Source organism: Roseofilum sp. KMC-1 (assembly GCF_057802075.1).
In genome coordinates this window covers 2,852,684-2,875,965 of record NZ_CM173605.1, presented here as the reverse complement: position 1 = coordinate 2,875,965, position 23,282 = coordinate 2,852,684, and the positions used below count along the sequence as shown (strand labels likewise).

The window sequence follows — 23,282 nt, the reverse complement described above, 5'->3', positions numbered from 1 at the left end:
GTTGCGAAGTTGGTTTTGATTGTACCGGAAAGTTTTCTAGGACGCTAATCCAATCTCCGGATCTCTTATGAGTTTTGGGAAGCACGACTTTCTAACCAGAGGGGAACAACAATCCAAGCGATGAGGAGAACTAGGGCAAGGATGGCAAATTGTCCCACCCAAGCGATCAGTTGTTCTAGGGCGATAACACGGCCAACAAAGAAGGATAAACTCACCATCACGGTAGCCCAAAGGCTGGCTCCGGCCACATTACACAGGAGAAATTTAGGATAGGGCATTTCCACGATCCCGGCGATCGGGCCGGCAAAGATCCGCAGCAGAGCGACGAAGCGACCGAGAAAGACAGCACGAGCGGCATTTTGCTGAAATTGGGTTTTAGCGTTTTCAAGTTGATGTTCAGCCACCCGAAAGAATTGACCCACTTTCAGGAGTAGGGGCCATCCTCCGGTTCTACCGATCCAATATCCACAACTATCACCAATGACGGCTCCGGCGATCGCACTGATGAGAACTCGCCAATAGACCATTTCCCCGCTCCCGGCTAGAAATCCACCCACGAGGGTAATGGTTTCACCCGGTAGGGGCAGGCCGGTATTTTCGAGCATAATACCGAGAAAAATCGTCCAGTATCCGTATTGACTGGCTAGGGATTGAATCGTATCGAGGGAGAGAAATTCTAAGGACATGCAAACCGTTGGGGGAGAAGGGAACGTATTTGTTACGTTGCTAGATTGAGCTTTCTCTGATCTTGGCGTGGAATCGGGGTACTGTCAATCTCCACTGGGGATCGAGGCTTCGGGAAAGTTTGAGCGAGGGAGTGAAGTTTTAAAAAAGTGTAGTTTTTGGGGCTGACAATTCTCAATTTTCACGCTTATATTAAGAAGGTCTAAAGGAGCGATCGCTAGAGTAAGATTGCTTAAGCTAGAGTTCGGTCGTCTTGCCGGACTCTTTTGGCTTTAGATCTTGGATCAATCAACGATTTTCATCTCCTAGGGACTTATCAAAAGGATAACTACAATGACAAATAGAGTAATGGGTCAGTTTGCGGTTCTTCACCCTCAAGGGCGTTTCGATCGCCAGGGTGGGGAACAAATTGCTCGCCAGATTGAGGCGATGGCTTCTGAGACTTCTGTCCTGTGTTTAGATTTGGCTGGAGTCGATTTCATGGACAGTGCCGGACTCGGTAAGCTCGTCTCTGGACTCAAAGCCGCCCGTCAGCAGGGTTGTCGCCTGGTTCTCTGTCATATTCCTGGACAGGTGAAACTGATTTTGGATATTGCCCGACTAGAGGGGGTTTTTGAAGTTTATTCTTCCTACGAAGAAGCATTAGAGGTGTTTCAAGCCGATAAATTAATGGCTGCTTGAAGCAATGGGTTTAATTTGTAGGTCAATGAGGGGGATTCCGATTTGGCAATACCAGTAACTGGTGAGTAAGTCTGGCTCCTGAACTCCTAAACTGGCTAAGACTGGGGTATCGGGAAAGGGAATGAGGCGATCAAAGCAGGGATCGGATATTCCCCCAAACTGAAGCAAATAAACGCCAGGAATAGCCCGAATATGGCGCAACAGTTGATAACCCAGTTGGTAGAGGGTTTGACGGGTTTGATCGCCTAAATGTAGGGGTTGATGATAGCTGGAGTTCCTGTTTTCAATGGCTTCACCATAAACAGGCCCTTTCGTTGTCAGCATAATCGGTAGCCAATGCTCTCCTTCGCCAGTCGCATATCCCCAGGTGGTAACGGTTTGCCGTAGGGAGTCTAGCGATCGACAATATTGGTAAGTTTTTTGACCTTGAAAAGGGAGCCAATCTGGAATATTGAGGGTTAGGGGACAGAAAAGAATCCCCTCTGAAGTTTTGAGAGTCTTAATCGATTGAATCGTGGCCTTCAGATCGGGGGAGATTCCCTGAATTATTTGTAGCAATTGTAAAGGCAAAGGGGCGGAGCGATCGCCATCAGACTCGACAACGATCTGTACAGAGGAATGGGACATGATCGGAAATTATGTTTGGCCAGAAGTTATGGGAAAATTGGGTAAATCAATGCGGGAAGGGTTACGGGTTCGCATGGCTAACCGATAGCTGACGCTTTGCAGTTCAGCATGAAGTTGGCGATTTTCCCGTTGCAGCATCGCCACTTTTTCCCGGATGGGTTCCATGCGTTCGGCGAATTTTTGCCGATACAGATGGGGAAGTTCTTGTACGACTTGTTCGAGCATTCCAGAGCGATCGCTTAATTCTTGCACAGACTGGCGCAGTTGATAGATTTCACTATCTCGCTCTTGAATTTGTTCTTGATAGAACTGTACCTGCTCCTCCACCTTTTGCAGTTGTGCTTGGAGCAATCGCATATTTTCCCCTTGATCTCCTGACTGGGTTTGAGCCGGGATAAAAGAGGCATTCCCTTTCACTAACCGAAACAGCTCTTGAGACAACTGTTGCACCAATTGGTCTCTTAAAGTTAACTCTTCCCGCAAGCGCGTCATTTCCGCTTGAAATTCCTGAAGGCTCTCCGAGTCAGAAGAATGGGTCATTTTAGGTCTCCTTGGGATAATAGGGAATAGGGAATAGATTAGCTCTTAAGGGGAGTTCCTCGGTATAAAGATTCTAAGGATTTGACCGGTTCAGAATCTCGTGCTTCCTCATACAAGGCTAGATCGAACCAAAAGGTTGTTCCCACTCCCACTTCACTGACCAATTGTACACAACTATTATGTTTGTCAATAATATTGCGGACAATAGATAATCCCAGTCCCGTTCCTTCTAAGGTATGCACCCGGTTTTCCACCCGATAGAAGCGGTCAAAAATGGCAGCTTGGTCTTCTGGATCGATCCCAATTCCCGTATCCGATACTTCGATGCGGACGACCTTCTTATTACTCGGAGGACAATAAGAGCGAATTATTACTTTACCTTTTGATTCTGTAAATTTGAGGGAATTTCCCACCAAGTTAGTCAATACTTGCAGGAGCAGATCGTAATGGCCCAAAATTTTCGGTAAATCCGTTTCAATCTCTTGGCGCAGTTCAATCCCTTTATCTTTGGCATTGAGTTGATAGGTACGGAGGGTTTGCTCTATCAGTTGTCCCACATACACCGCATCAAGGTGATAGATACGGCTGGATTCTAGCCGGGATAAATCTAATACATCATTGACCAAGCGAGTGAGGCGATCGGTTTCATGATTAGCGGTTTCTAGAAAATCGCGCCGCTCGACTTCACTGAGTTCTTCCCCATATTCATAGAGAGTTTCAATAAATCCTTTAATATTAAATAAAGGAGTTCTTAGTTCATGGGATACATTACTAATAAATTGGCTTTTAGCTTCATTAAGTTCCACTTCACGGGTAATATCTTGAACGGTCATGGCAATGCCTTTCAAGTTGCCAATATTAGCATTCTCTAAATTAGGTTTAATATTATGCTCATATAAGACGCATTCTTGGGCTAGGGGGCGTTCGGGAACCACACAAGTATCATTCTCATCATGCAGGCAGTCTTGACATAAGGCGGCTTCTCCCGTGGCGCGATGGGATAAAACGGTGGTTAAAAGAATTCTTACAGTGCGTTTAACTGGTTCAGTTACAGTAATGCGAAATTCATTGACAGAAGCACCATCACCAGGGAAAAAATTACCTTGAATAATTTCATAAAGGGGGCGAGTGAGTTTAACTTGTATGGGGGGAGGGACATAGCGTAAAACATTTTTACCGACTACAGATTCTCCTTCCCAATCAAACATGCGGCGAGCGTTGGGATTGACTAAGATAATATTCAGTTCAGTATCTAATAAGATTGCGCCATCGGCAATGGTGGAAACTAAGGTTTCTAGTTTGGCTTTTTCGGCGGTTAACTCTTCAATATTTTGTTCTTCATAGCTCTCTAACCGTTCGGCCATCTCATTAAAACTACAAATGAGTTCCCCCAATTCTCCGCTTAAGGGTAAATTAATTCTCTGCTTAAAATTACCGGCGGCAATACTTTTAACTCCAGATAAGAGTTCTTTAATGGGTTGGGTGATGGCGAGAGCATTGAAGACTCCACCTAAAATAACCATTGACCAAATGGAGACAAAGACGGCTAAGGTCACATCGCGGGTGAGGTTGGAGGAGGTGACTACTGTGGGATTAGGATTGATACCGATCGCCAATACCCCTAGATATTCATTTTTATGGATCAGGGGAACGAAGACATCGGTGACTTCTCCATCAGGGGTTTGATGTTGGCGCACCAGAGGAATTTGGGAGGAGATGAGATAATTCTCTGGGAGCTGAATGCGCCGTTCAATGCTCAGGGAGGTTTGTACTTCTGAGTCCCAAAAGGGGAGGCCAAAGAAGAGCTTACCGTCTCTGTCTGCATAGAGGAGATAGCGGATATTGGAGGTGCTGTTATAGAAGCGCTGGGAAAACCTGGCTACTTCCGTTAGGTTGTTTTCGGCGACTAGGGGGGTGACATTGGAGGCCAGTAGGAGTCCGAGGTCTTGGCCAAAGCGGGTATCATGGAGGCGAGCGTCGAGTTGAATGGTGTTGACGGCCCAGAAGGTGAGACTGCTCATGATCAGGGATACCGCTAGGGTGGCCGCTGCCATGAGTCGGGTTTGCAGGGTGAATTCTGACCACCAATGGGCGATCGCTCCTTTAAGATTTTTCAGTAAAGTCACCATGATACCGATGCATTGTTCTGAAGGCCTACAGTTGTTTGCTGTGTTTCTATTATGGGTTACTGGCTCAGTTTTTGCCGCACCCGATAGCCGATATCTCGACGGGTGTATAAACCCTGAAAGTGAATGGAGGCGATCGCCTGATAGACTTTTTCAAAGGCTAGATCGTGGGTTGCTGCTACCGCAGTGACTCCCAAAACTCGGCCGCCACTGGTCACGGGACGATTATCCTTTAAGCTAGTGCCCGCTTCAAACACGATCGCCCCTTGAGCTTCGGCCACTTCTATTCCGGTAATGGGAAATCCGGTTTCAAAGTCACCGGGATATCCCTCAGAGGCCGCCACCACACAAGCACAGGCTCCCGGTTTCCAGGTAATTTCTTGTTGGGCTAATTCTCCTTTGGCTGTAGCTAAAAGGAGGTTTTCTAGGGGAGTTTCTAACAGGGGGAGTATGGCTTGAATTTCTGGATCGCCAAACCGACAGTTAAATTCGATCACTTTCGGATCGCCTTCTGGGGTAATCATCAGGCCAGCATACAATACGCCCCGGTAGGTAATGCCCCGTTTTTTGAGGGTTTTAATCGTGGGGATGAGAATCTCTTGGTTAATGCGAGCGCTTAATTCTGGGGTTACCAGAGGAGCCGGAGCATAGGCCCCCATGCCTCCCGTATTGGGCCCGGTGTCCCCTGGGCCGATGCGTTTGTGGTCTTGGGCGCTGATTAGGGGGCGGATGGTTTCGCCGTCGGTGAGGGCTAAAATTGAGGCTTCTTGACCGGTGAGATAGGTCTCGATCACTACGGTTTGACCGGCTGCACCAAATTTACCTGAAAAGGCATCGGCGATCGCCTGTTCTGCTTCTGCTAAGTCCATGGCTACAGTCACCCCTTTACCCGAAGCTAGACCATCGGCTTTAATGACAATGGGCGCTCCCTGGTTTTGTACATAGGCGCGGGCGGCTTTAGCTTCCGTAAACACGGCACAGGCGGCTGTAGGAATCGATGCTTCCGTCATCAAGGCTTTTGCCCAGGCTTTACTCGCTTCAATTTGCGCTCCTGCTTGGCTGGGGCCAAATACCGTGAGGTTGTGGCGTTGGAGGACATCCGTAATCCCCAGGGCGAGGGGGGATTCTGGGCCCACGATAATCAGATCGATGGCATGGGTTTTAGCATAGTCGGCGATCGCCTCAAACTGATCAACCTGGTCAATCTTCAGGGGTAGATTTTCGCAGCCCTTTAACCGTGCCGTTCCCCCATTCCCAGGAATACAGACCACCTGTTGCACTTGAGAAGATTGTAAGAGGGTTTTGGCGATCGCATGTTCTCGCCCTCCACTACCAATAACAATAATTTTCACGTTCCGTTCTTCAATCACACTCACCGATCTGATTGTAATATGCAATCTCCACCAGAAGCCGGATTGCTCAGAAACTCGGTTTCCCAGCAGACCAGATACCAGGCTCTAATTCTCCTGGCTAAACTGGGCTAACAACTCCTCACGATCGGCTTGCATACAGATAGGAATCAACTCTTCTAGAGACCATGCCATCATCCTGTCTATCATTGCCAGTAACGCCTCATCCAAGGAACCAAACCTTGTTCTTAATAGCATTTCGATGGTCACTCGTTTAGCCTGCTGAACCCCTTGTTCAACGCCTTCTTGTATCCCTTGTTGGATACCTTCCTGAATCGTATCTTCTCGCCATTTTAAGTAAGCCGGTGATAACTCCATAAGTAACTCCTGGTCTTCTGGATTGAAATCTATTTTAGCTTGTACGTTAATTCGCCATACTCCAATCAGTTCTAGAATATTACGCCGTTGCGGATCATCTTCTGGCAACTCTAGCACTTGTTGAATGGCTCTTCTCTGGGTTCCCCCTTTTCCCAACAGTCTTAACCAGAGGGTTTCTGGGATTTCCGGCAGTTGGTTAATGGCAATAATCCCTGTTTGGTTAATCTCCGCGAGTTGATAAACTCCTGCATACTCGCACTCTTGATCGGCTCTAGCTCCCAACTCGTCTAAGAGTTTCTTGGATGCGGTTGGGGTTAAAATCCATAATTGAGGTAATTGTTGTTCATCCAGAATCCCCTCTTCCCGTCTGGCTTGACGCTCTAGCTCGGTGTGAACATAAAAGAGTTTGAGTATACAGTTGCGGATTTCTGACCGACTCGGACAATTGCGATAGGGTTCTAATAGACAAGGCTTAGAAGCGATTTGAGCCAGTAAACCGAGGGCAGGTGCATCAGTTGGAGGCTCTGGAGAGGGATCGAAAAAGAGGTCAATTTGTAGGGTTTCTCCTGGAACTTCCCGGCTAATTTCGACGGTTCCTAGGGGTTCGAGCAGTTCTTTCAGGTAGGCTTTGGCGAATTGATCGTGAGGTTGCCGAGTCATTTTAATTAAACGTTAATAATTAACAATGGATAATGATGGTCAATAAAGGGGTTATGAGTAAAACAGAAGCAATTTTATCTCAACTACCGGGGGATGTGCTGGGAAGCTTGCGAAAGGCGGATGAACTTTGGTCGAGTTTGCGTTCTGCGAGTATACCGATTCCCGAAGTGATTACAGTAGCCGATCCGGGGACTTCTAAGGATGAACCCCTAGATACGGATGTGGTCATCTGTGGGGGGACTTTGGGGATTATGATGGCCTGTGCTTTGCAGTTGCGCGGCATCGGGGTAACGGTGGTAGAGCGGGGAATTTTGCGCGGTAGGGTGCAGGAGTGGAATATTTCCCGGCGGGAATTGGGGGTGTTGGTGGAGTTGGGGTTGTTGACTGAGGAGCAGTTAGAGGAGGCGATCGCCACCGAGTATAACCCAGCCCGGATTAGTTTTCCCGGTATCCGCGATATTTGGGTTAGAGATATCCTCAATATTGGCATCGATCCGGTGTTTCTGTTGGAGTGTCTCAAGCAGCGTTTTTTGGATGCAGGAGGAACCCTGTTAGAGCAAACGCCATTTGCAGGAGCGACAATTTACGGCGATCGTATTATCCTCAAAGTGGGAAATCAAAACATTAACGCCCGCTTACTCCTCGATGCCATGGGGCATTTTTCCCCCATCAGCCAACAAGCAAGAGCGGGCGCTCAACCCGATGCCGTCTGTTTAGTCGTCGGTAGCGTCGCCCAAGGATACCCCAAAAATGACACGGGCGATCTGTTTGTCTCCTTCACCCCCCCCATACATCACTGTCAATATTTCTGGGAAGCCTTCCCCGCCAAAGATGGACGCACCACCTATTTATTCACCTATTTAGATGCCCATCCTCACCGATTTAGCCTCGAATTTTTCTATGAAGAATACTTGCGCTTACTGCCCGAATATCAACAGATTTCCCTCGATTGCCTCACCTTTCAACGCGCCCTATTCGGCTTTTTTCCCTGTTATCAAAACAGTCCCCTCAAACTCCCCTTTGACCGCATTTTAGCCATTGGCGATAGTAGTGGCAGCCAGTCTCCTCTCAGTTTTGGCGGCTTTGGAGCCATGATCCGCCACTTAAAGCGCTTAACCTTGGGCATTGAAGAAGCCTTAACCCTCGATACTCTCAAACAAAAACAATTATCCCTCCTCCAACCTTATCAACCCAGTTTATCCGTCACTTGGCTCTTCCAGCGCTCCATGAGTTTAAGCATGGAAAGTAAAGAGTTTCTCGTACCTCCCAATGACTTACTCCGGGGCGTTTTCACCCTTATGGAAGAAGCCGGGGATGATGTTTTACATCCTTTTCTGCAAGATGTGGTGCAGTTTCCCGGCTTAACCCAAACCTTGCTTAAAACCTGGATTCAACAACCTATTTCTGTGCTAAAGATTATTCCCCAAGTGGGCTTACCCACCCTGATTAACTGGATGATTCATTATCAGAATTTAGGCGCTTATACCCTATTGGATATATTGAGTAATTCCTTAGAACCCTATCTAAAATTCCTCTCTCCAGAGCAACGCTATACTTATCACCGTTGGCGAGAGGGTTGGCATTATGGCTCAGGACGGGATTATCAGTCATAAGTCTTGAGTCATGATTCATTGATAGAGTTCGATCGCCATTTGAGAGAGAATCGGCAATGCTCGCAGCGCTCCCTCAATCAGATTCATGGCTTTGAGGGGATGTTTGAGTAGTTCTAGGGTGAGGGGAATGGGATCGAGTTGACCTTGGCTATTCAGAGTAGCATTGAGATTGGGCAGATCTTGATTATGGCGATCGCCAATCACCCGCACCATCCCAACTGGAAGATCTAGGCTTTGTAAGGTTTTTAAGATCCCAAATCCTTCCATATCGACAACAGCAGCATTGTAGGTTTGACCGAGGTTTTGTTTTTCACTGGCTTGAGTAATAATATAAGGGCTGGTTAAGGCTCTGATCGGTGGGGTATGGGGGGTCAGTCGAAGCTTGAGAAACTCGGTTAAGGAGCGATTGCACTCTAGAGTCTCTCCCAGAGCCAGATGACAACACTGTTGATAGACTACGCGATCGCCCACTGAGTAGTCAGGGGACAAACTTCCGGCTAATCCCAATACCAGAATTTTGGGGCGATAATGCTCCGCATCGCTAACGTGATCGGGTAAAATTTCTCTCATCCACTGTAAACAAAACCCCGTAACCGGTTCCCCTCCCATAGGAATGGGATAAACTAGGGGCAACCCAGAAGATGATGGCAAAGAAGCAATACCCCGACGAACGGCGTGATATTCAGCCCCTTGAGGGACTAAAATCAGATTGGGTGAGGAAATGTCGATCTGATCCAAGTTATCTCTTCTCAGGGTAAACCCTGGGGAACTTATTCAGTAACCCAAACTTCTGTACTGCCCAGTTATTCTAATCGATTGAGAATTCAAGGACAATAGCGATCATGAATTTATGGAAAATGGGTTTATCAACCCTGATGAGTCTGGGATATTTCGGGATGCTGGTAACTCCCCTCGCTCAAGCGCAGTCTACCCCCAATCCTTATCCCGAAAAAGCGGTGAATGAAATTCTCGACAATTGCGGCAAAAAAGTGGAGTCATTTTTACCCGCAGATTTCGTCGAACCCTTATGTCAATGCGTGCTAACTGAGTTTCAAGCTCAGTTTACTTATGGTGACTATCAGAGAATCATTCGTGAGGCTGAGGCAAAAGGAGAAGATCCCCCCCAATTTACTGAAATTGGTCAAGAATGCGCGGCTAAGTTAATTTAAGGTAATAGGGATTAGTCACAAGTTAAGGACGATCGCCAGTTCAAGGGGAGATTAAGAGGCAAAAGGCAATAGGAAAACTAGGTTTTACCCGTTGCCTTTTACCAGTAGGTTTCATGCCCATGACCTTCTAAGGCTTTATCTGGCAGAATCGGCCATTAGATTTGGTCTTATTTCATGTATTTATCAAACCAGGCGATCATTTTTTCAGGATAGTTACCAAAATAGTTATAACCATCAAAACGCCGGGTTGTTCCCTCAATCCAGAACAGCTCTTTTTCTTCAGATCCTAATAAGTCAAACGTGGTTTGACCATCTTTAGGATTATCTGTCCATAAGTCATTGAGTACCTGAGTCATAAAAACCGGCATTTTCACCGAAGGAGCAAAGAGATGAGGAGTCATTTCACTATTTTTAAAACCACCAAGCTTGACTTGCTCAAAGTCCATGATATCCATGTACTCTTCTACGCCTTGGAGTTTAGCAAAGGAAGTCATTAACGCCGTCATAGAAACGGGTAAAGGACTCATCATACACTTCACATTTTCAAATAATTCTGGCTGCCGATGAATGGCCTCATATTGGGCATTTGCACCTGTACAACGACTGAGTAAACCAACTGTCATGTTTTGCAGTTCAGGGTGGGAATCAACATATTGCTTGGCTCCGACACAATCTCTCCATTCATAGCGTCCAATACCACAGATGCCACCATTAGCAGAGCCACTGTTTCCATGATTGCGTAAGTCATAGGCTAAGACATTGTATCCAGCCTTAACTAAATGAACATAGGCTTTAACAAAATCAATCTCGATATCATCAACGTTACTCCAAGGTTGACCCCAGTGACCAGTGAATCCTGAGCGACTCATGGGCATGGGATGATTGGCAATAATTAATTTATTCGATCCCTTAGAACGAATCAACCAACCTTCAAGAGGAACGCCATCAGCAGAGGGAAAGAAGATATCCTCGTAATCAGTAATTCCATATTCATCTGGTTTCTTATGAACAGGAGTTCGGAACATTGGACGAACGGCAAATTCAGCCAGGTATTTGACGATATTGAGTTTTTCTTCAGGAATGTTTTGTGCGTTCATACTGTTTAAGTAATTGCTCTTCTTGAGATGTGTTGTACAATATCTTGCCTCAGTAATTACGCTAACATAAAATCATTTTTTTGTCAAGATGTACAAGATTATATTAATTAAAAATGTGGGAAAGTTATTGAATTTATGCAGTTAAAATAAGCCGATAATCACCTGATGTAGTTTGTTGCTTTTTCTCCTTTGCAATAGAGTCCGATAAAACCGTTGATTCTTTAGAATAGATAACTGTACTGGCTATGGGTGAGTGAGATAAGAGTATAATGCTGATTTGATGATTCTAGATTACAATGGATAACACCCAAAGGAAATCCTCCAAAAGGATGAAAAGTAAGAACAAATGGCGGCAGCAATTCAATATTTCCCGTTGGGCGATCGCCGCCCCCAGAATCACCCTGGGATTTTGGATCGCTACAGTAGTGGCGGGGATTTTAGCCTTTAGTTCCCTCAAATATGCCCTATTTCCCGATATTACCTTTCCGGTGGTGGTGGTTCATGCTTCTGCTCCCTTGTCTACTGCCTTAGAGGTAGAATCTCAACTGACTGAACCCATAGAAGAACAACTTCAGGATCTACCGGGATTAAACCATAGTCGCTCTTTAGTCTATCCCGGACAAACGGTAGTCAGTGGCATTTTTGAAGTGGGGGTAAATTTGGAAGCGATCGCCCCCCAATTAGAAGCAGACTTAAACCAGGTATCTCTACCCCAAGATACCGAATTTAAGGTCATTTCTCTAAATTTGAATGAGTCCAGCGCGATCAGTTATGCCATCATCAGCGAGAGGCTTTCTTTGGAAGAGCTACGGGAGATTGCTGTATCCTCGTTTGTCCCCCCATTATCGGCTGTTGAGGGGGTGTTACGGGTGGATCTACTGGGAGATGGCTTAGATCGAAACCGAGAAACACCGCCAGATGCCCAGTTAAACGAGGTTTTGGCTGCCCAACATCCGCCTACCTTAGTCAGGTTTAATGGGGAAAATGCCCTCGCTTTAAGTGTAGTCAAACGGAGCGATGCAAATACCTTAGATCTGGTACATCGGATCGAGGATCAAGTCTCTCAACTACAGGAGCATCATCAGGATTTACAGTTCGTTTTAGCTGACACCGATGCAGAATATATTGAAGAAGCCACTCAATCGACAATTGATGCTTTATTTTTGGCGATCGCCTTAGCCGTATTGGTGATTTTTGTTTTTCTCTGGAATATCCCTGCCACCCTGATCGCGGCTTTAGCTATTCCCATGTCTCTATTTGCAACCTTCATGGTAATGGCGATCTATAGGTTTAATTTGGAAACCATTACTCTGTTGGCGTTAGCCTTGGTAATTGGCATTATTGTTGATGATGCCATTGTGGAAGTCGAAAATATTATCCGCCATGTAGAATTAGGCAAATCTCCCTTAAAAGCCGCGATCGCCGCCACCAATGAAATTGGCTTAACCGTATCTGCCTCTACCCTTACCATTGTCGCAGTTTTTCTCCCCGTTGCCTTCATGGGTGGCACAGTGGGGCAATTTTTCAAACCCTTTGGCTTAACCATTTCTGCCGCCGTGATTGCCTCTTTGCTCGTAGCTCGCACCCTCACGCCAATTTTAGCCGTGGATTGGCTCAAACGGCAAAAAACCTTAAAACAAAAGCCTGCACGCCAATATGGGGTCTCTAGCGCCTATGGTTCCCTGCTGGAATGGTGTTTACATCACCGATGGATTGTGATGGGAATTGCTCTCTTGAGTTTCATCGCCGGGATTGCCCTCATTCCTTTTATTCCCAAAGGTTTTATCCCTCAACTCGATCGCGGAGAGTTTAACATTGTCTATACATCAGAATTGCCGAAATTTAGCCCTCCTCCTGCTATGGAAACGGCTGAAAATCAGGGATCGTTTAGTTGGTTAGCCAATCTGGTTAAATCTCCCGAAAGTATCCTCTTACGCAAGTCTCGCAATGTGGCGGAAGAGTTAGAAGAGGTGGTTTTGAATCTTCCCGATGTGGAAAAAGTCTATACCATCATGGGGTTACGGGGAGAAGCGCATAAGGGACAGATGCGGGTGATCTTAAAAGGCGATCGCCAGTTAACCACATTAGAAATGCAGCAATTCCTACGGGATAAGCTACCGAAAATCCCTAGGGTTACCATCAGCGTCGAAACGATCCAATTTGTAGATACTGTAGATCAAAAACCCGTGCAAGTGATGTTAGCAGGAGATGATTTAGCGCTCCTAACCCAAGTCGGGCAAGAGTTTCAGCAGCAGTTAGCCCAACTGCCCGGATTAGCCGATTTAGAGGTTACCGAAACCGGAGTGAATCAATCAGCAGATCTGCCCACGCGCATCGATCGCTACCAGGGAGAGCGGGTGATTCTCTTGAGTGCCAATTTAACCGATGGAGCGGCGATCGGCAATATCAGCGATAAAATCACTCAAATTGCTGATAACATCCTTCCCAAAACGATCCATCTGATTATCGGTGGCGAAGGAGCATCAAGTAGCGAAGTGTTTGGCAGCTTTGGCACAACCTTAGTCTTCTCTATTGTCTCCATGCTCTTATTACTTTGGCTCTTATTTGGTCGTCTAGAAGAACCAATCGTTGTCGGTTTATGTCTCCCCCTATCCATTGTCGGAGCCATGTTAGCCCTACTCATCACCCAAAGTGATTTTGGTATGATTTCCCTCTTAGGATTAATCTTTCTCCTAGGACTCTTAGATAAAAATGCCTTGCTTTTAATGGACTATGCTAACCAATTACGCCAGAAAGGAATTGACCGCCATACTGCCTTATTAGAAACCGGAAAAGTGCGCCTAAGACCCATTTTAATGACCACCGGATCGACCCTACTAGGAATGCTGCCCCTTGCCCTTGGATTCGGTGCAGGGGCAGAATTGCGGCAACCCATGGCAGTAGCCATTATGGGGGGTTTATTCACTTCTACCTTATTAAGTTTAATTGTTGTCCCCGTTTTGTATACCTTGCTCGAAGATAGCTGGAAAGGAATTTTTAAAATGGGGAATGGTACTACAAAAAGATAGGGGGAGATTAATCTATCAGCCCATTCCCCCATTCCCCCCATACAGGCGAATGTATGGGACTCTAACCTATCATTAACTGCTGATAAAATTGGCGGGGTCTTGATCCCGGCGATCGCGAACTGAAATAGGAGTTCCCTGGCGATCGCCCACTAGAGCGGCTGTCGTTTCCAGAGCTTCCCGTAACCGTTTCGCCGCATAAATGGACATATCCCTAGGGACACTAATGCGATCGCGCAGATAACGCAACCCAAAATCTGAGCCAGAAGGCGGGGTACAAACTTCTCCCGTCATCAAATAGGTTAACGCACAACGTAGCGCCTCATCCAACATCCGATCCTCCGTCGGATTAACTCGAATAATATTCTGACGATGCTTCAGCACCCGGTGCAGAGCTTCTTTCCGGGACGTTTCCGGTTCCGGATAGGTCACATCAGGCAGACCCAACCAAGGCCCCTCATCCACCCGTTTCTGATTCTCTTGAGTTTCAGGTTCATTATTGGCATAACAGCCCCCCATTTGCGGCGGTAAATCATGGGCATGAGTATGAAAATCACTTTGAGTTCCTCGATACGTCAGCCGGGTTTCCATGGCATCAAACCAATCGGAAAAATGGGGATTTTCCGTTCGTAAACTATACCCTTTGTAGTAGTACAAACTGGCATTCATACGCTCAACATAGGGCGTGAAAATGATATCCACTATGCCAAAATCCTGGAGAAAATAGGAGCCGGGGGTACTGCTCAGAGCCTTTTCTACATCAGCAACCACAGGGGTAAACTTTTCTTTTTGTCGTTCATCGTCACGGGGAGAGCGCGTCGGATAGCACAACCAACCACACCAAGCGCGAAACAGCAGTCGCTCTAGTCTCCGCAGAGGAATCACCTCAGCATCCTGCATTCCTACACCATTCAGGGGGCCAAACTCTCGTTCTAGAGCGATTAAAATATCATCACTTTCCGTAATTAACCGGCCATCCAACTCGATCGCCGGTAGCATCCCCGATCGCACCTTTTCCTTGTACCATTTTTCCTTCGTCCCATAACAGAACATTGTCACCTTCCGGATACGGTAAGGAATCTGTTTTTCCTCTAACCATAACCATACCTTTTGACAATAGGGACACCAACCATGATGATCTCGATAGAGGGTCACCCGCACATCGGCTTCTGAATGACCAAATAGGCGTAAATTGGATTGGGCATTGGTGGGGCCATTCACCCGATCGATCGTAAAATCAGTCAGGGTTTCCAGTTCTGTCCAGCTTAGGGCAACCATAGAGACAATTCAATTAAACGGCATATTGTATACTTTTTATATTGTATCCTTTAATAAGGAATCTCCTGAGCCATCCCCCTAGATTTGATTGAACCAGTCCGTTAAATCTTCAACGGAATTAAAGTCCAGTAAAGCTTCTCCCAAAGCCTCTACGCGCTCAATATCGAGAGCTTTAATTTGGGTTTCCAGTTCCGACTCAATTCCGCCTAATTTACGCTTAATTTGACGGATAATTAATTCTTTTTCTCGAATCAATCCTCGCTCAATGCCTCGCTCAATGCCTCGCTCGATGCCTCGCTCGATGCCTCGCTCAATGCCTCGCTCAATGCCTTTTTCCATCCAACTTGTGATAATTTCCATACTTGACTCCTGTTCGGGTTGAGTGAATGTGCTAATTTCCTGTTCAAATTGTATCTCTTCTGAACGATTCAGCTTGAGATAGGTGTCCACAAATCCTGAAATTAACTGCATCCGGGCTGGATCTAGCTTCAATGTGGTTAATAATCTTAAACATTGGGCTTTGACTTTGGGTCTGTCTTGAGGGTCTATTCTCATTTTAGCCATCAATGCAGAAGCGATGGGGTTGGGTTGATTGAGGAAGTCTCGCCAATTGAGGCGATTGAGTTGCACGACTTGATACTTAAATTCTAAAACACTCAAGTCAGGAAAGGTGACTTTGTATTGATTTTTGGCTTCCTTGAGAGGGGTATCATAGGAGAAGAGGACGATGGGATAAACGGGTAAGGCGAATTTTTCATGTAAGCGGGCAAAATAAACAAACATGCGTCGCTCAAAGTCTTTTTGGGAACTCGCTTGTGCTTCTATATGAATGAGAAAATAAGAGGGTTTACCACGAAATTTGACTTGGGCGATTAAGTCGCTTTCGTGTTTTTCGCCTTCGGTGACATCGGTAAATACTTCTTTGTCGAGTAAAATAATTGATTGGGTATCAATATAGTTGATGACTTGAGGGAAGAAGAGTTGCAGGAATTCTACGAAAAAGGTGGAGAGGAGTTCTTTAAATAAGCGATCGTGGTCAATGGTTTCGGACATGAGTTGAACAGAGCCAAGGAAAATAGGGAGGATGATCCAGATGATGAATCTTCAATCTACTCATAAATCGATAGGGGCACAACGGACTTGGATCTGGCGAGGATGGCGTATCCGCTATACCTATATTCGCAGTTTATCGCGCTTAGAGGCGATCCCGATTTTATTGTTACATGGGTTTGGCTCTAGTTTGGCCCAATGGCGCTATAACCTCAAACCCCTGAGCGAGTTTCATTCGGTTTATGCTTTGGATCTCCTGGGTTTTGGGATGTCGCAAAAGGCTCCAGAGCGCTATGGTTCGCCGTTATGGATGGCTCAGGTGTATGAATTTTGGCGCACTTGGATTAAGCGCCCGGTGATTTTGGCGGGACATTCTTTGGGGGGTTCGGTGGCGCTGGCGATCGCCGATACTTATCCAGAGATGGTACAAGGGTTAGTATTGTTCACCGTTCCCCCTTCCCGTGAAGAGCTGTTTCAATCTCAAGTACAAGCTAACCTCGCTTCCCTAGAAGGGTTACTCACTCCCCGGTTTTTGCTGGTTCCCCTGTTTCGTCTCCTGTTTTATCCCCCTTTATTGATTCCCTTTGTGCGTCAAGGGTTGCGCTCGGTTTATGTGAATAAAGATCTCGTCGATGAGCAGCTCGTGGAAAGTATCGCTACTCCCCCTCAAGATCCGGGAGCGGTAGATGTTCTCTGTCGCCTCTTCCTGTCGAAAAACAATCGGGAGTATACCCCCCATGTGGGGCGTGTGTTTCCCCAGCTAAAAATGCCCGTCTTGCTGGTTTGGGGCAAACAAGACCCCATTTTTTCAATTCACCTAGCTCGTGAGCTTGTAGCCCAAAATTCCCAGGCTCAGTTGGTGGAGATTGAAGCAGCAGGGCATTGTGTTTATGATGAACAACCGCAAGAGGTGAATCGAGCGCTGTTACAGTGGATTGTATCAATTAAAAATTAAAAATTAAAAATTAAAAATTAAAATTTATCAGGTTGGCGACAGCCTAAAAAATCAAAAATGGGTAGGGAGTTTGTACAATGTCAAAACCAGCGATTATTGCCCATCGGGGAGCAAGCGGATATCGCCCTGAGCATACCTTAGCGGCTTATGAGTTGGCGATCGCCCAAGGTGCAGAGGCTATAGAATTAGATATTGTCCCCACTAAAGACGGCAAGCTAGTGGTACGCCATGACTCCGAATTAAGCCAAACTACAGATATCCTCACCCATCCAGAATTATCCCATTATCGAACCCCTAAAACTCTCTATGGGCAAACGCTAGAAGGTTGGTTTACCGAAGACTTAACCCTCGCCGAAATCAAAACCTTACGAGCCAAAGAACCCTTCAGTTTTCGCTCCTCTGATTATGATTTTCAATATCCGATTTTAACCCTCTCCGAAGTTTTGCAATGGCAAGAAGTCACCCAACAAAAACTCCAGCGTCCCATCACTCTCTATATAGAAATCAAGCATTCCCATTATTTTCGCAGCCTCGGCTTACCCATTGAAGAGCGGTTAATTGAATTACTTAAAAACAAAGGATATGAATTTTCCCTCGATCCGATTTTAATTCTATCGTTTGAAATTGAGAGCTTGCACTATTTGCGCTCTTTAACCGGTTTGCGTCTCATTCAACTGATGGCACAAGCAGAAGATCGACCCTACGATCGCATGATCAAAGGAGATCCAGTAACCTATCAGGAGTTACTGAGTTTACCCCAATTAACCCAAATCGCCCAATATGCCAGTGGTCTAGGATTACATAAAGAACTGCTTTGGTCAAAGGGTAGACAAGATTTAGTGAACCAATGTCACGATCTCAATTTAACAGTGAATGTCTGGACTTTTCGCCGTGAATCTCAGTTTGTTTTACCCGATTTTTCTGGGGATTGGCAGAAAGAAATGCTTGCATTTATGAATTTAGGCATTGATAGTTTAATTACCGATTTTCCAGATGGTGATCGATCGTGATATCAAGTGCGGTTAGACACCATATTACAAGCTATTCTTCCCATGTTCAGTTATGGACTGGGTACGGAGGCGATCGCCGAATGGCTGGCTTTACAGTTGATTGGATTAAGATTGATAGAATTTTGATTGGTCTATTGTAGGGGTGGGTTTCAAACCCACCCCTACGATACCTAAAAACCCGATCAACTTCTGAGGGTGACGCTAAATTTCTCCACTAAAGCATCCCGCACCTGTTGATGGATGGGTTCCACATCAGCATCTGCTAACGTGCGATCGCCTGCTCGATAAACCAGACGAAAGGCTAAAGAGCGCTGTCCTTCGGGCACATTTTCCCCTTGATACTGATCGAAAACTTCCACCGATTCTAATAACGAAGAGCCTTTCGGTTGTCCCTTCGCTGCTGCTTTCACCATCACTTTCTCAATCTCAGCGACGGAAATTTGGCGATCGGCAAAGAAGGCTAAATCGCGATCGCTTCCCGGATACGTCGAATATCCCTTATAAATTGGTTGCAGCTTTTCATCCTGTTCCAGTGCCGCTAAAATCACATCTAAATCCAGTTCAAATCCATACACCTCATCCGGTATCTCTAACTCCTGACACAACTGGGGATGGAGTTGCCCAAAGGTTCCTAACCGCTCCCCTTGTAACCATAAGGAAGCCGTGCGCCCTGGGTGAAAGCGCTTATCCTGTTGATGTGGTTGATACTCTACTTGGTTTTCGGGACTCCCCGAACCGGGTAAAATACCTCCGGGTGTGGATAACCCCACGCGCTCAAACACCGCTTCTAAAAGTCCTTTGGCTTCATACCAGCTTAGGGTTGCCGGTTTGCCTCCGCGAATCCAATTGCCCACACTAGAAGCACTAATGATACCGGCTACAGAATCCGCTTCCATGAGTCCATCTTCCTCACGCCAAAAGACTCGGCCAATTTCAAACCCATTCAGAGGGCCATTACCTTGTTGTAAATTGTACTGAAATGCCAGAATCAAACTCGATAATAACTCGGTGCGTAGGGTGGAATATTCCGTAAACAGGGGATTGGAGATTGCCACCTGAGTCGAATCAGCCGAAAGCAAACTCTCCTGGCGCAGATGGCTCAACCCATAGGAATAATGCATCACCTCCGTTAATCCCACCCCTCGCAGAGCTTCCCGCAACTGCCGCACAATCCACTCATCAGCCGGTAGATATCCCGGTTCCGATTGAGCGGGTAGGGTTTCACAGAAATTATCATAGCCATACAAGCGAGCCACTTCTTCAATGAGATCGATTTCCCGCTCTAAATCTCGATAGCGATAGGGTGGAATAGTGACTAGCCAAGTGGGAGCGCTCCCTTCGACTGCGCTCCCTTCGACTCCGCTCAGGGAGCGTTCTTGTCGTTCCAGGGTACAACCCAAAGCGGTTAAAATCCGCTCCACATCCTCCCCTAAAAGCTCCCCTTCCACTGGTTGGGCATCGGGATCTCCGGGATTGGCTAATGGGGAACCTAGCACCTGTTTAACGCGATCGAAACGGAGAGAAATTTGCTTTCCTCCGGTGCGGGTATCGGGTCGAAAATCCGCCACATCCCCCGCGACGACTGCCCCATCTGCCAACTCTTGCAACAGTTGAATCGCTCGCGCTGCTGCCACTTCCAACTCCGCCGGATTTACCCCGCGCTCATACCGCGCCGAAGCCTCCGTTCGCAGTCCTTGGGAGCGAGCAGAACGGCGAGTGACGATGGGAGTAAAGAGGGCAGCTTCGAGTAAAATGCGTGTCGTTTGCTCATGAACTTCCGTGGCTTCTCCCCCCATTACCCCCGCCAGGGCTACCGGTTGGTCATTTGCTGTAATCACCAGAGTCTCCGACTTAGCCGCAGAACTGAGATCGCGAGATTGCCCATCGAGGGTTACCAGGGTTTCCCCCTTGTGGGCAAAGCGTACCCCAACCGTGACTGATTCTGTGCCCGTAAGGGTTAAGAGGCGATCGTAATCAAACGCATGGAGCGGTTGCCCCCATTCCAGCAACACATAATTCGTAATATCCACCACATTATTAATCGGACGCACCCCTGAAGCCACCAAGCGCTGCTGTAGCCAAGCCGGAGACGGCATCAGTTTCAGTCCTTCAATCACCGTACCGATATACACTGGACAGGGGTAAAAGCTATCATTCTTTCCCTTGCCGCGCTGTTCATCGAGCTTCACCACCACCTTTCCATTCTGCCCTGGGGGATTGAATGACTCCAGATTGGGCAATTTCAGAGCCGCACCTGTGAGCGCCGCCACTTCCCTAGCAATACCCACTAAACTCAAGGCATCCGCACGGTTTGCTGTCGAAGTTAGATCCAAAATTACATCATCCAAACCCAGCAGGGGACGCACATCAGCCCCCAGGGTTAAGCCTTCTTGGGTAAAAATATGAATCCCTTCTGATTCTTTTTCTAATCCCAATTCCGACAGGGAGCAAATCATGCCTTGAGACTTTACCCCCCGCAGTTTCGCTGGTTTAATTTTTAAATCAATTTTGCTCAAATGGGTTCCCACCACCGCTACCGGTACGCGAATACCTGCGCGAGCATTGGAGGCTCCACAGACAATATTGAGGGGTTCGGCAGCACCAACATTGACTTGGCAAACTTGCAGCTTATTGGCATTGGGATGGGGCGCAGCTTCCATAATTTCACCAACCACTACTCCGTCAGCCCAAGTGCGGCGGTCTTCAATGTCTTCTACTTCAAAGCCTGCCATGGTCAAAGTATGAGCTAATTCATCGGCAGACAGGGTGATATCGACGAGTTCTTGCAGCCAGTTCAGTGAGATACGCATGGATGGGGGTTTGTTCTCTAAAAATCTCTCTCAATCCTTTGTTTATTTTGCGCTCCTACCGGCCCCTTTGCCAAGATGGGCACGTAGATGTTGCAGCCAGCAATAAGGATCGGAGCATCTCCAGCTAGGATTATTTGCAACTCGATTGGGTATTCCAACCAGGATGATCTGAAAACTTCGCATACACCCAACGGTCTGTCGAGTTAGACTAAAATAGAGAAGTCATCTGTGATTAGTGAAACAGAGTGGAATGCGATTCAAGAAACTCTGTATTTACAATCTATACCAGGAATGTCTCAATCCATTAAAGAAGGTGGACAAACTCCCGTAGACGATTGTATTGATGAATCAACAATTAGGGACATTTTAAATGATTGAGGAAAATTATCGATGCAAATTACCATCAACTTACCGCCAGACCTGGAACAAGACCTCATCCGTCAAGCGGAGCAATCTAATATTTCCCTATCGACCTTAATTCTGCAAGTATTACGCCACACAATGCAAGCGCCACCCATTTCAGCTTACCAATGGCCAGAGGCGATCTTGTCTTATCAAGGAGTCCCTGATTTTCCCGCTTTCGAGTCCTATCGGGATGAACTGCTTCCCCCTCGCGAGCAGGAAATCTTTTGATGCAATATCTTCTTGATACCTGTACTATTAGTGACTTCATCAAAGGTGAACCGGGTACTCAAAGCAGAATCAAGCAAACTGCCCCAGTTAACATCGCTGTTTCCTCAATTACAGTGATGGAACTCAACTATGGTTTAGCCCTCAATCCACAACGGGCTAAAAAAATTCAACCCATCATTCTCAGTTTTCTCTCTTCTGTAACCATTCTCCCTTTCACAACTGCCGAAGCTGAAAAAGCAGCTCAAATTCGTGCCATACTCAAATCTCAAGGACAGCCCATTGGTGCTTATGATGTCTTGATTGCTGCTACTGCACTAGAACATGACCTGATTGTGATTACTGCTAACCAACGAGAATTCAATCGCGTTGTAGGTCTGAAAACAGAGAATTGGCGACAAGCGTAGGGAATGGGTCGATCCTTGACTTGATGTTTGTGGTATCATTCTATTTGTGAGAATGATTATCATTTTTTATTTATGACCCTTACATCCAGCGACATCAATCGATCCTCAATTGAGATTCCCAAGCGAGGGATGCCAGTCACCATCATCACCGGTTTCTTAGGAAGCGGCAAAACCACCCTAGTCAATCAAATTCTCAGCAATCGTCAGGATTTGAAAGTCGCCGTACTGGTGAACGAATTTGGCGACATTGATATCGATAGTCAACTCCTGGTGTCTATCGATGAAGAGATGGTGCAACTGAGCAATGGCTGCATTTGCTGCACGATTAATGATGACTTGGTGCAGGCCGTTTACAACGTCTTAGAAAACAGTGATCGCATTGACTATATGGTGATTGAAACCACCGGTATAGCCGATCCCCTGCCCATTATGCTGACCTTTCTGGGTACTGAGTTACGAGATATGACCCATTTAGACTCAGTGATAACCTTAGTGGATGCGTCTGAATTTACCCCAGAGCATTTTGATAGCCAAGCGGCCCTGAAACAAATTGCTTATGGGGACATTATTCTGCTCAATAAAACCGACTTAGTTGAAGTTAAAAAAGTCGAGGAACTCGAAGGTCATATTCGAGCAATAAAAGAAAAGGCGCGCATGATACGCTGCCAAAATGGGCAAGTGCCTCTGCCCGTAATTTTGGATGTGGGATATAACAACCCAGAATCCTATGCCGATCTCGTCCAGGAAGAGATTGAAAAAACCCAGAGTGATCGCGACGATCCCCACCATCACGATCATAGTCATGACCATCACGATCATGAACATCATCACCATCACTCCGATCATTTGGATAACGATGGGTTTGTATCGGTTTCCTATTGCAGCGATCGCCCCTTCTCCCTACGGAAATTTGAAGAATTCCTCGATACCTTACCCTCCAACATATTTCGGGCTAAGGGTTTGCTCTGGTTTACCCAAAGTCCCCACAAACATATCTTTCAGCTCTGTGGCAAACGCTGTACCCTCACTGCTGAAGACTGGGATAATGCCACCCCTAGTAACCAGCTTGTCGTCATTGGGCGGCAGATCGACAGCGAGGATATTCGTCGCCAACTCGCCCTCTGTGAAGCTACTGAGTTCCTGGTTAGCTGATTTTTTCCATTTAGTCCACACCTTTCAACTGTCCTTACTT

20 protein-coding genes and 1 pseudogene are annotated in these 23,282 nt (G+C 46.6%); 10 read left to right on the top strand and 11 right to left on the bottom strand.

From position 1 onward, the window contains the following. Window positions 1–65 precede the first annotated feature (65 nt). Window positions 66–686 carry a DedA family protein gene (locus AC3FZD_RS13490; RefSeq protein WP_488736532.1) on the bottom strand — a complete coding sequence of 207 codons (621 nt, stop codon included), beginning with the start codon at window positions 684–686 and terminating at the stop codon, window positions 66–68. A 331-nt stretch (window positions 687–1,017) separates the two neighbouring features. On the opposite strand from AC3FZD_RS13490, the gene AC3FZD_RS13485 reads away from it, so the two are divergent. Beyond that, a complete protein-coding gene (locus AC3FZD_RS13485) occupies window positions 1,018–1,365 on the top strand; it encodes an STAS domain-containing protein (protein ID WP_488736531.1) in 348 nt (115 codons plus the stop codon). On the opposite strand, the gene AC3FZD_RS13480 is transcribed toward AC3FZD_RS13485, so the two are convergent. The 5 genes from AC3FZD_RS13480 to AC3FZD_RS13460 form a co-directional block, all read right to left on the bottom strand. Next, window positions 1,351–1,992, bottom strand: coding sequence for a hypothetical protein (locus AC3FZD_RS13480; RefSeq protein ID WP_488736530.1), 642 nt, complete (start codon window positions 1,990–1,992; stop codon window positions 1,351–1,353). The two genes, AC3FZD_RS13485 and AC3FZD_RS13480, sit on opposite strands and share 15 nt — an antisense overlap. Window positions 1,993–2,001: 9 nt before the next feature. Continuing rightward, entirely contained in the window at window positions 2,002–2,532 is a 531-nt protein-coding gene (locus AC3FZD_RS13475) for an Npun_F5560 family protein (protein ID WP_488736529.1), read from the bottom strand. Window positions 2,533–2,570: 38 nt separating this feature from the next. After that, on the bottom strand, window positions 2,571–4,661 hold the full coding sequence (locus AC3FZD_RS13470) for an ATP-binding protein (protein ID WP_488736528.1): 2,091 nt from the start codon (window positions 4,659–4,661) through the stop codon (window positions 2,571–2,573). Between the two features lie 56 nt (window positions 4,662–4,717). Next, entirely contained in the window at window positions 4,718–6,010 is a 1,293-nt protein-coding gene (purD, locus tag AC3FZD_RS13465; protein ID WP_488736527.1) for a phosphoribosylamine--glycine ligase, read from the bottom strand. Between the two features lie 105 nt (window positions 6,011–6,115). Continuing rightward, window positions 6,116–7,045: an RpnC/YadD family protein gene (locus AC3FZD_RS13460; RefSeq protein ID WP_488736526.1), complete on the bottom strand. Its 930-nt coding sequence runs from the start codon at window positions 7,043–7,045 to the stop codon at window positions 6,116–6,118. A gap of 53 nt (window positions 7,046–7,098) precedes the next feature. Here AC3FZD_RS13460 and AC3FZD_RS13455 point away from each other — a divergent pair, with 53 nt between their 5' ends. Continuing rightward, the gene (locus AC3FZD_RS13455) at window positions 7,099–8,658 is read left to right on the top strand and encodes an FAD-dependent oxidoreductase (RefSeq protein WP_488736525.1); all 1,560 of its coding nucleotides are present in this window, start codon (window positions 7,099–7,101) and stop codon (window positions 8,656–8,658) included. A 15-nt stretch (window positions 8,659–8,673) separates the two neighbouring features. Here AC3FZD_RS13455 and AC3FZD_RS13450 read toward each other — a convergent pair whose 3' ends face one another. Beyond that, complete coding sequence (locus tag AC3FZD_RS13450; RefSeq protein WP_488736524.1) at window positions 8,674–9,396, bottom strand: phosphorylase family protein; 723 nt, start codon at window positions 9,394–9,396, stop codon at window positions 8,674–8,676. Window positions 9,397–9,500: 104 nt separating this feature from the next. On the opposite strand from AC3FZD_RS13450, the gene AC3FZD_RS13445 reads away from it, so the two are divergent. Further along, window positions 9,501–9,827, top strand: coding sequence for a hypothetical protein (locus AC3FZD_RS13445; RefSeq protein ID WP_488736523.1), 327 nt, complete (start codon window positions 9,501–9,503; stop codon window positions 9,825–9,827). Window positions 9,828–9,994: 167 nt separating this feature from the next. On the opposite strand, the gene AC3FZD_RS13440 is transcribed toward AC3FZD_RS13445, so the two are convergent. Continuing rightward, window positions 9,995–10,924, bottom strand: a complete 930-nt coding sequence (locus AC3FZD_RS13440; RefSeq protein ID WP_488736522.1) for an alpha/beta hydrolase family protein — start codon at window positions 10,922–10,924, stop codon at window positions 9,995–9,997. 329 nt (window positions 10,925–11,253) lie between these two features. On the opposite strand from AC3FZD_RS13440, the gene AC3FZD_RS13435 reads away from it, so the two are divergent. Continuing rightward, a complete protein-coding gene (locus tag AC3FZD_RS13435) occupies window positions 11,254–13,953 on the top strand; it encodes an efflux RND transporter permease subunit (protein WP_488736521.1) in 2,700 nt (899 codons plus the stop codon). Between the two features lie 72 nt (window positions 13,954–14,025). On the opposite strand, the gene AC3FZD_RS13430 is transcribed toward AC3FZD_RS13435, so the two are convergent. Continuing rightward, the gene (locus tag AC3FZD_RS13430) at window positions 14,026–15,228 is read right to left on the bottom strand and encodes a glutathione S-transferase family protein (RefSeq protein ID WP_488736520.1); all 1,203 of its coding nucleotides are present in this window, start codon (window positions 15,226–15,228) and stop codon (window positions 14,026–14,028) included. Window positions 15,229–15,306: 78 nt separating this feature from the next. After that, entirely contained in the window at window positions 15,307–16,281 is a 975-nt protein-coding gene (locus AC3FZD_RS13425; protein ID WP_488736519.1) for an Rpn family recombination-promoting nuclease/putative transposase, read from the bottom strand. 40 nt (window positions 16,282–16,321) lie between these two features. Between AC3FZD_RS13425 and AC3FZD_RS13420 the strand changes: the two genes are divergently transcribed. After that, window positions 16,322–17,233: an alpha/beta fold hydrolase gene (locus AC3FZD_RS13420; protein ID WP_488736518.1), complete on the top strand. Its 912-nt coding sequence runs from the start codon at window positions 16,322–16,324 to the stop codon at window positions 17,231–17,233. A 77-nt stretch (window positions 17,234–17,310) separates the two neighbouring features. Continuing rightward, window positions 17,311–18,243 (top strand): glycerophosphodiester phosphodiesterase family protein, encoded by a 933-nt coding sequence (locus tag AC3FZD_RS13415; RefSeq protein ID WP_488736517.1) that lies wholly within the window; start codon window positions 17,311–17,313, stop codon window positions 18,241–18,243. 182 nt (window positions 18,244–18,425) lie between these two features. Here AC3FZD_RS13415 and pheT read toward each other — a convergent pair whose 3' ends face one another. Then, window positions 18,426–21,053: a phenylalanine--tRNA ligase subunit beta gene (gene pheT / locus AC3FZD_RS13410; protein ID WP_488736516.1), complete on the bottom strand. Its 2,628-nt coding sequence runs from the start codon at window positions 21,051–21,053 to the stop codon at window positions 18,426–18,428. A 234-nt stretch (window positions 21,054–21,287) separates the two neighbouring features. On the opposite strand from pheT, the pseudogene AC3FZD_RS13405 reads away from it, so the two are divergent. From AC3FZD_RS13405 to AC3FZD_RS13390, 4 genes and pseudogenes are all read left to right on the top strand, one after another. After that, window positions 21,288–21,431, top strand: a pseudogene (locus tag AC3FZD_RS13405) (type II toxin-antitoxin system Phd/YefM family antitoxin); the annotation flags it as partial. 12 nt (window positions 21,432–21,443) lie between these two features. Then, window positions 21,444–21,686, top strand: a complete 243-nt coding sequence (locus AC3FZD_RS13400) for a hypothetical protein (RefSeq protein WP_488736515.1) — start codon at window positions 21,444–21,446, stop codon at window positions 21,684–21,686. After that, window positions 21,686–22,090 (top strand): type II toxin-antitoxin system VapC family toxin, encoded by a 405-nt coding sequence (locus tag AC3FZD_RS13395; protein WP_488736514.1) that lies wholly within the window; start codon window positions 21,686–21,688, stop codon window positions 22,088–22,090. Before AC3FZD_RS13400 ends, AC3FZD_RS13395 begins: the two co-directional genes overlap by 1 nt. Window positions 22,091–22,162: 72 nt before the next feature. After that, entirely contained in the window at window positions 22,163–23,242 is a 1,080-nt protein-coding gene (locus tag AC3FZD_RS13390; protein WP_488736513.1) for a CobW family GTP-binding protein, read from the top strand. The last annotated feature ends 40 nt before the right edge of the window (window positions 23,243–23,282 follow it).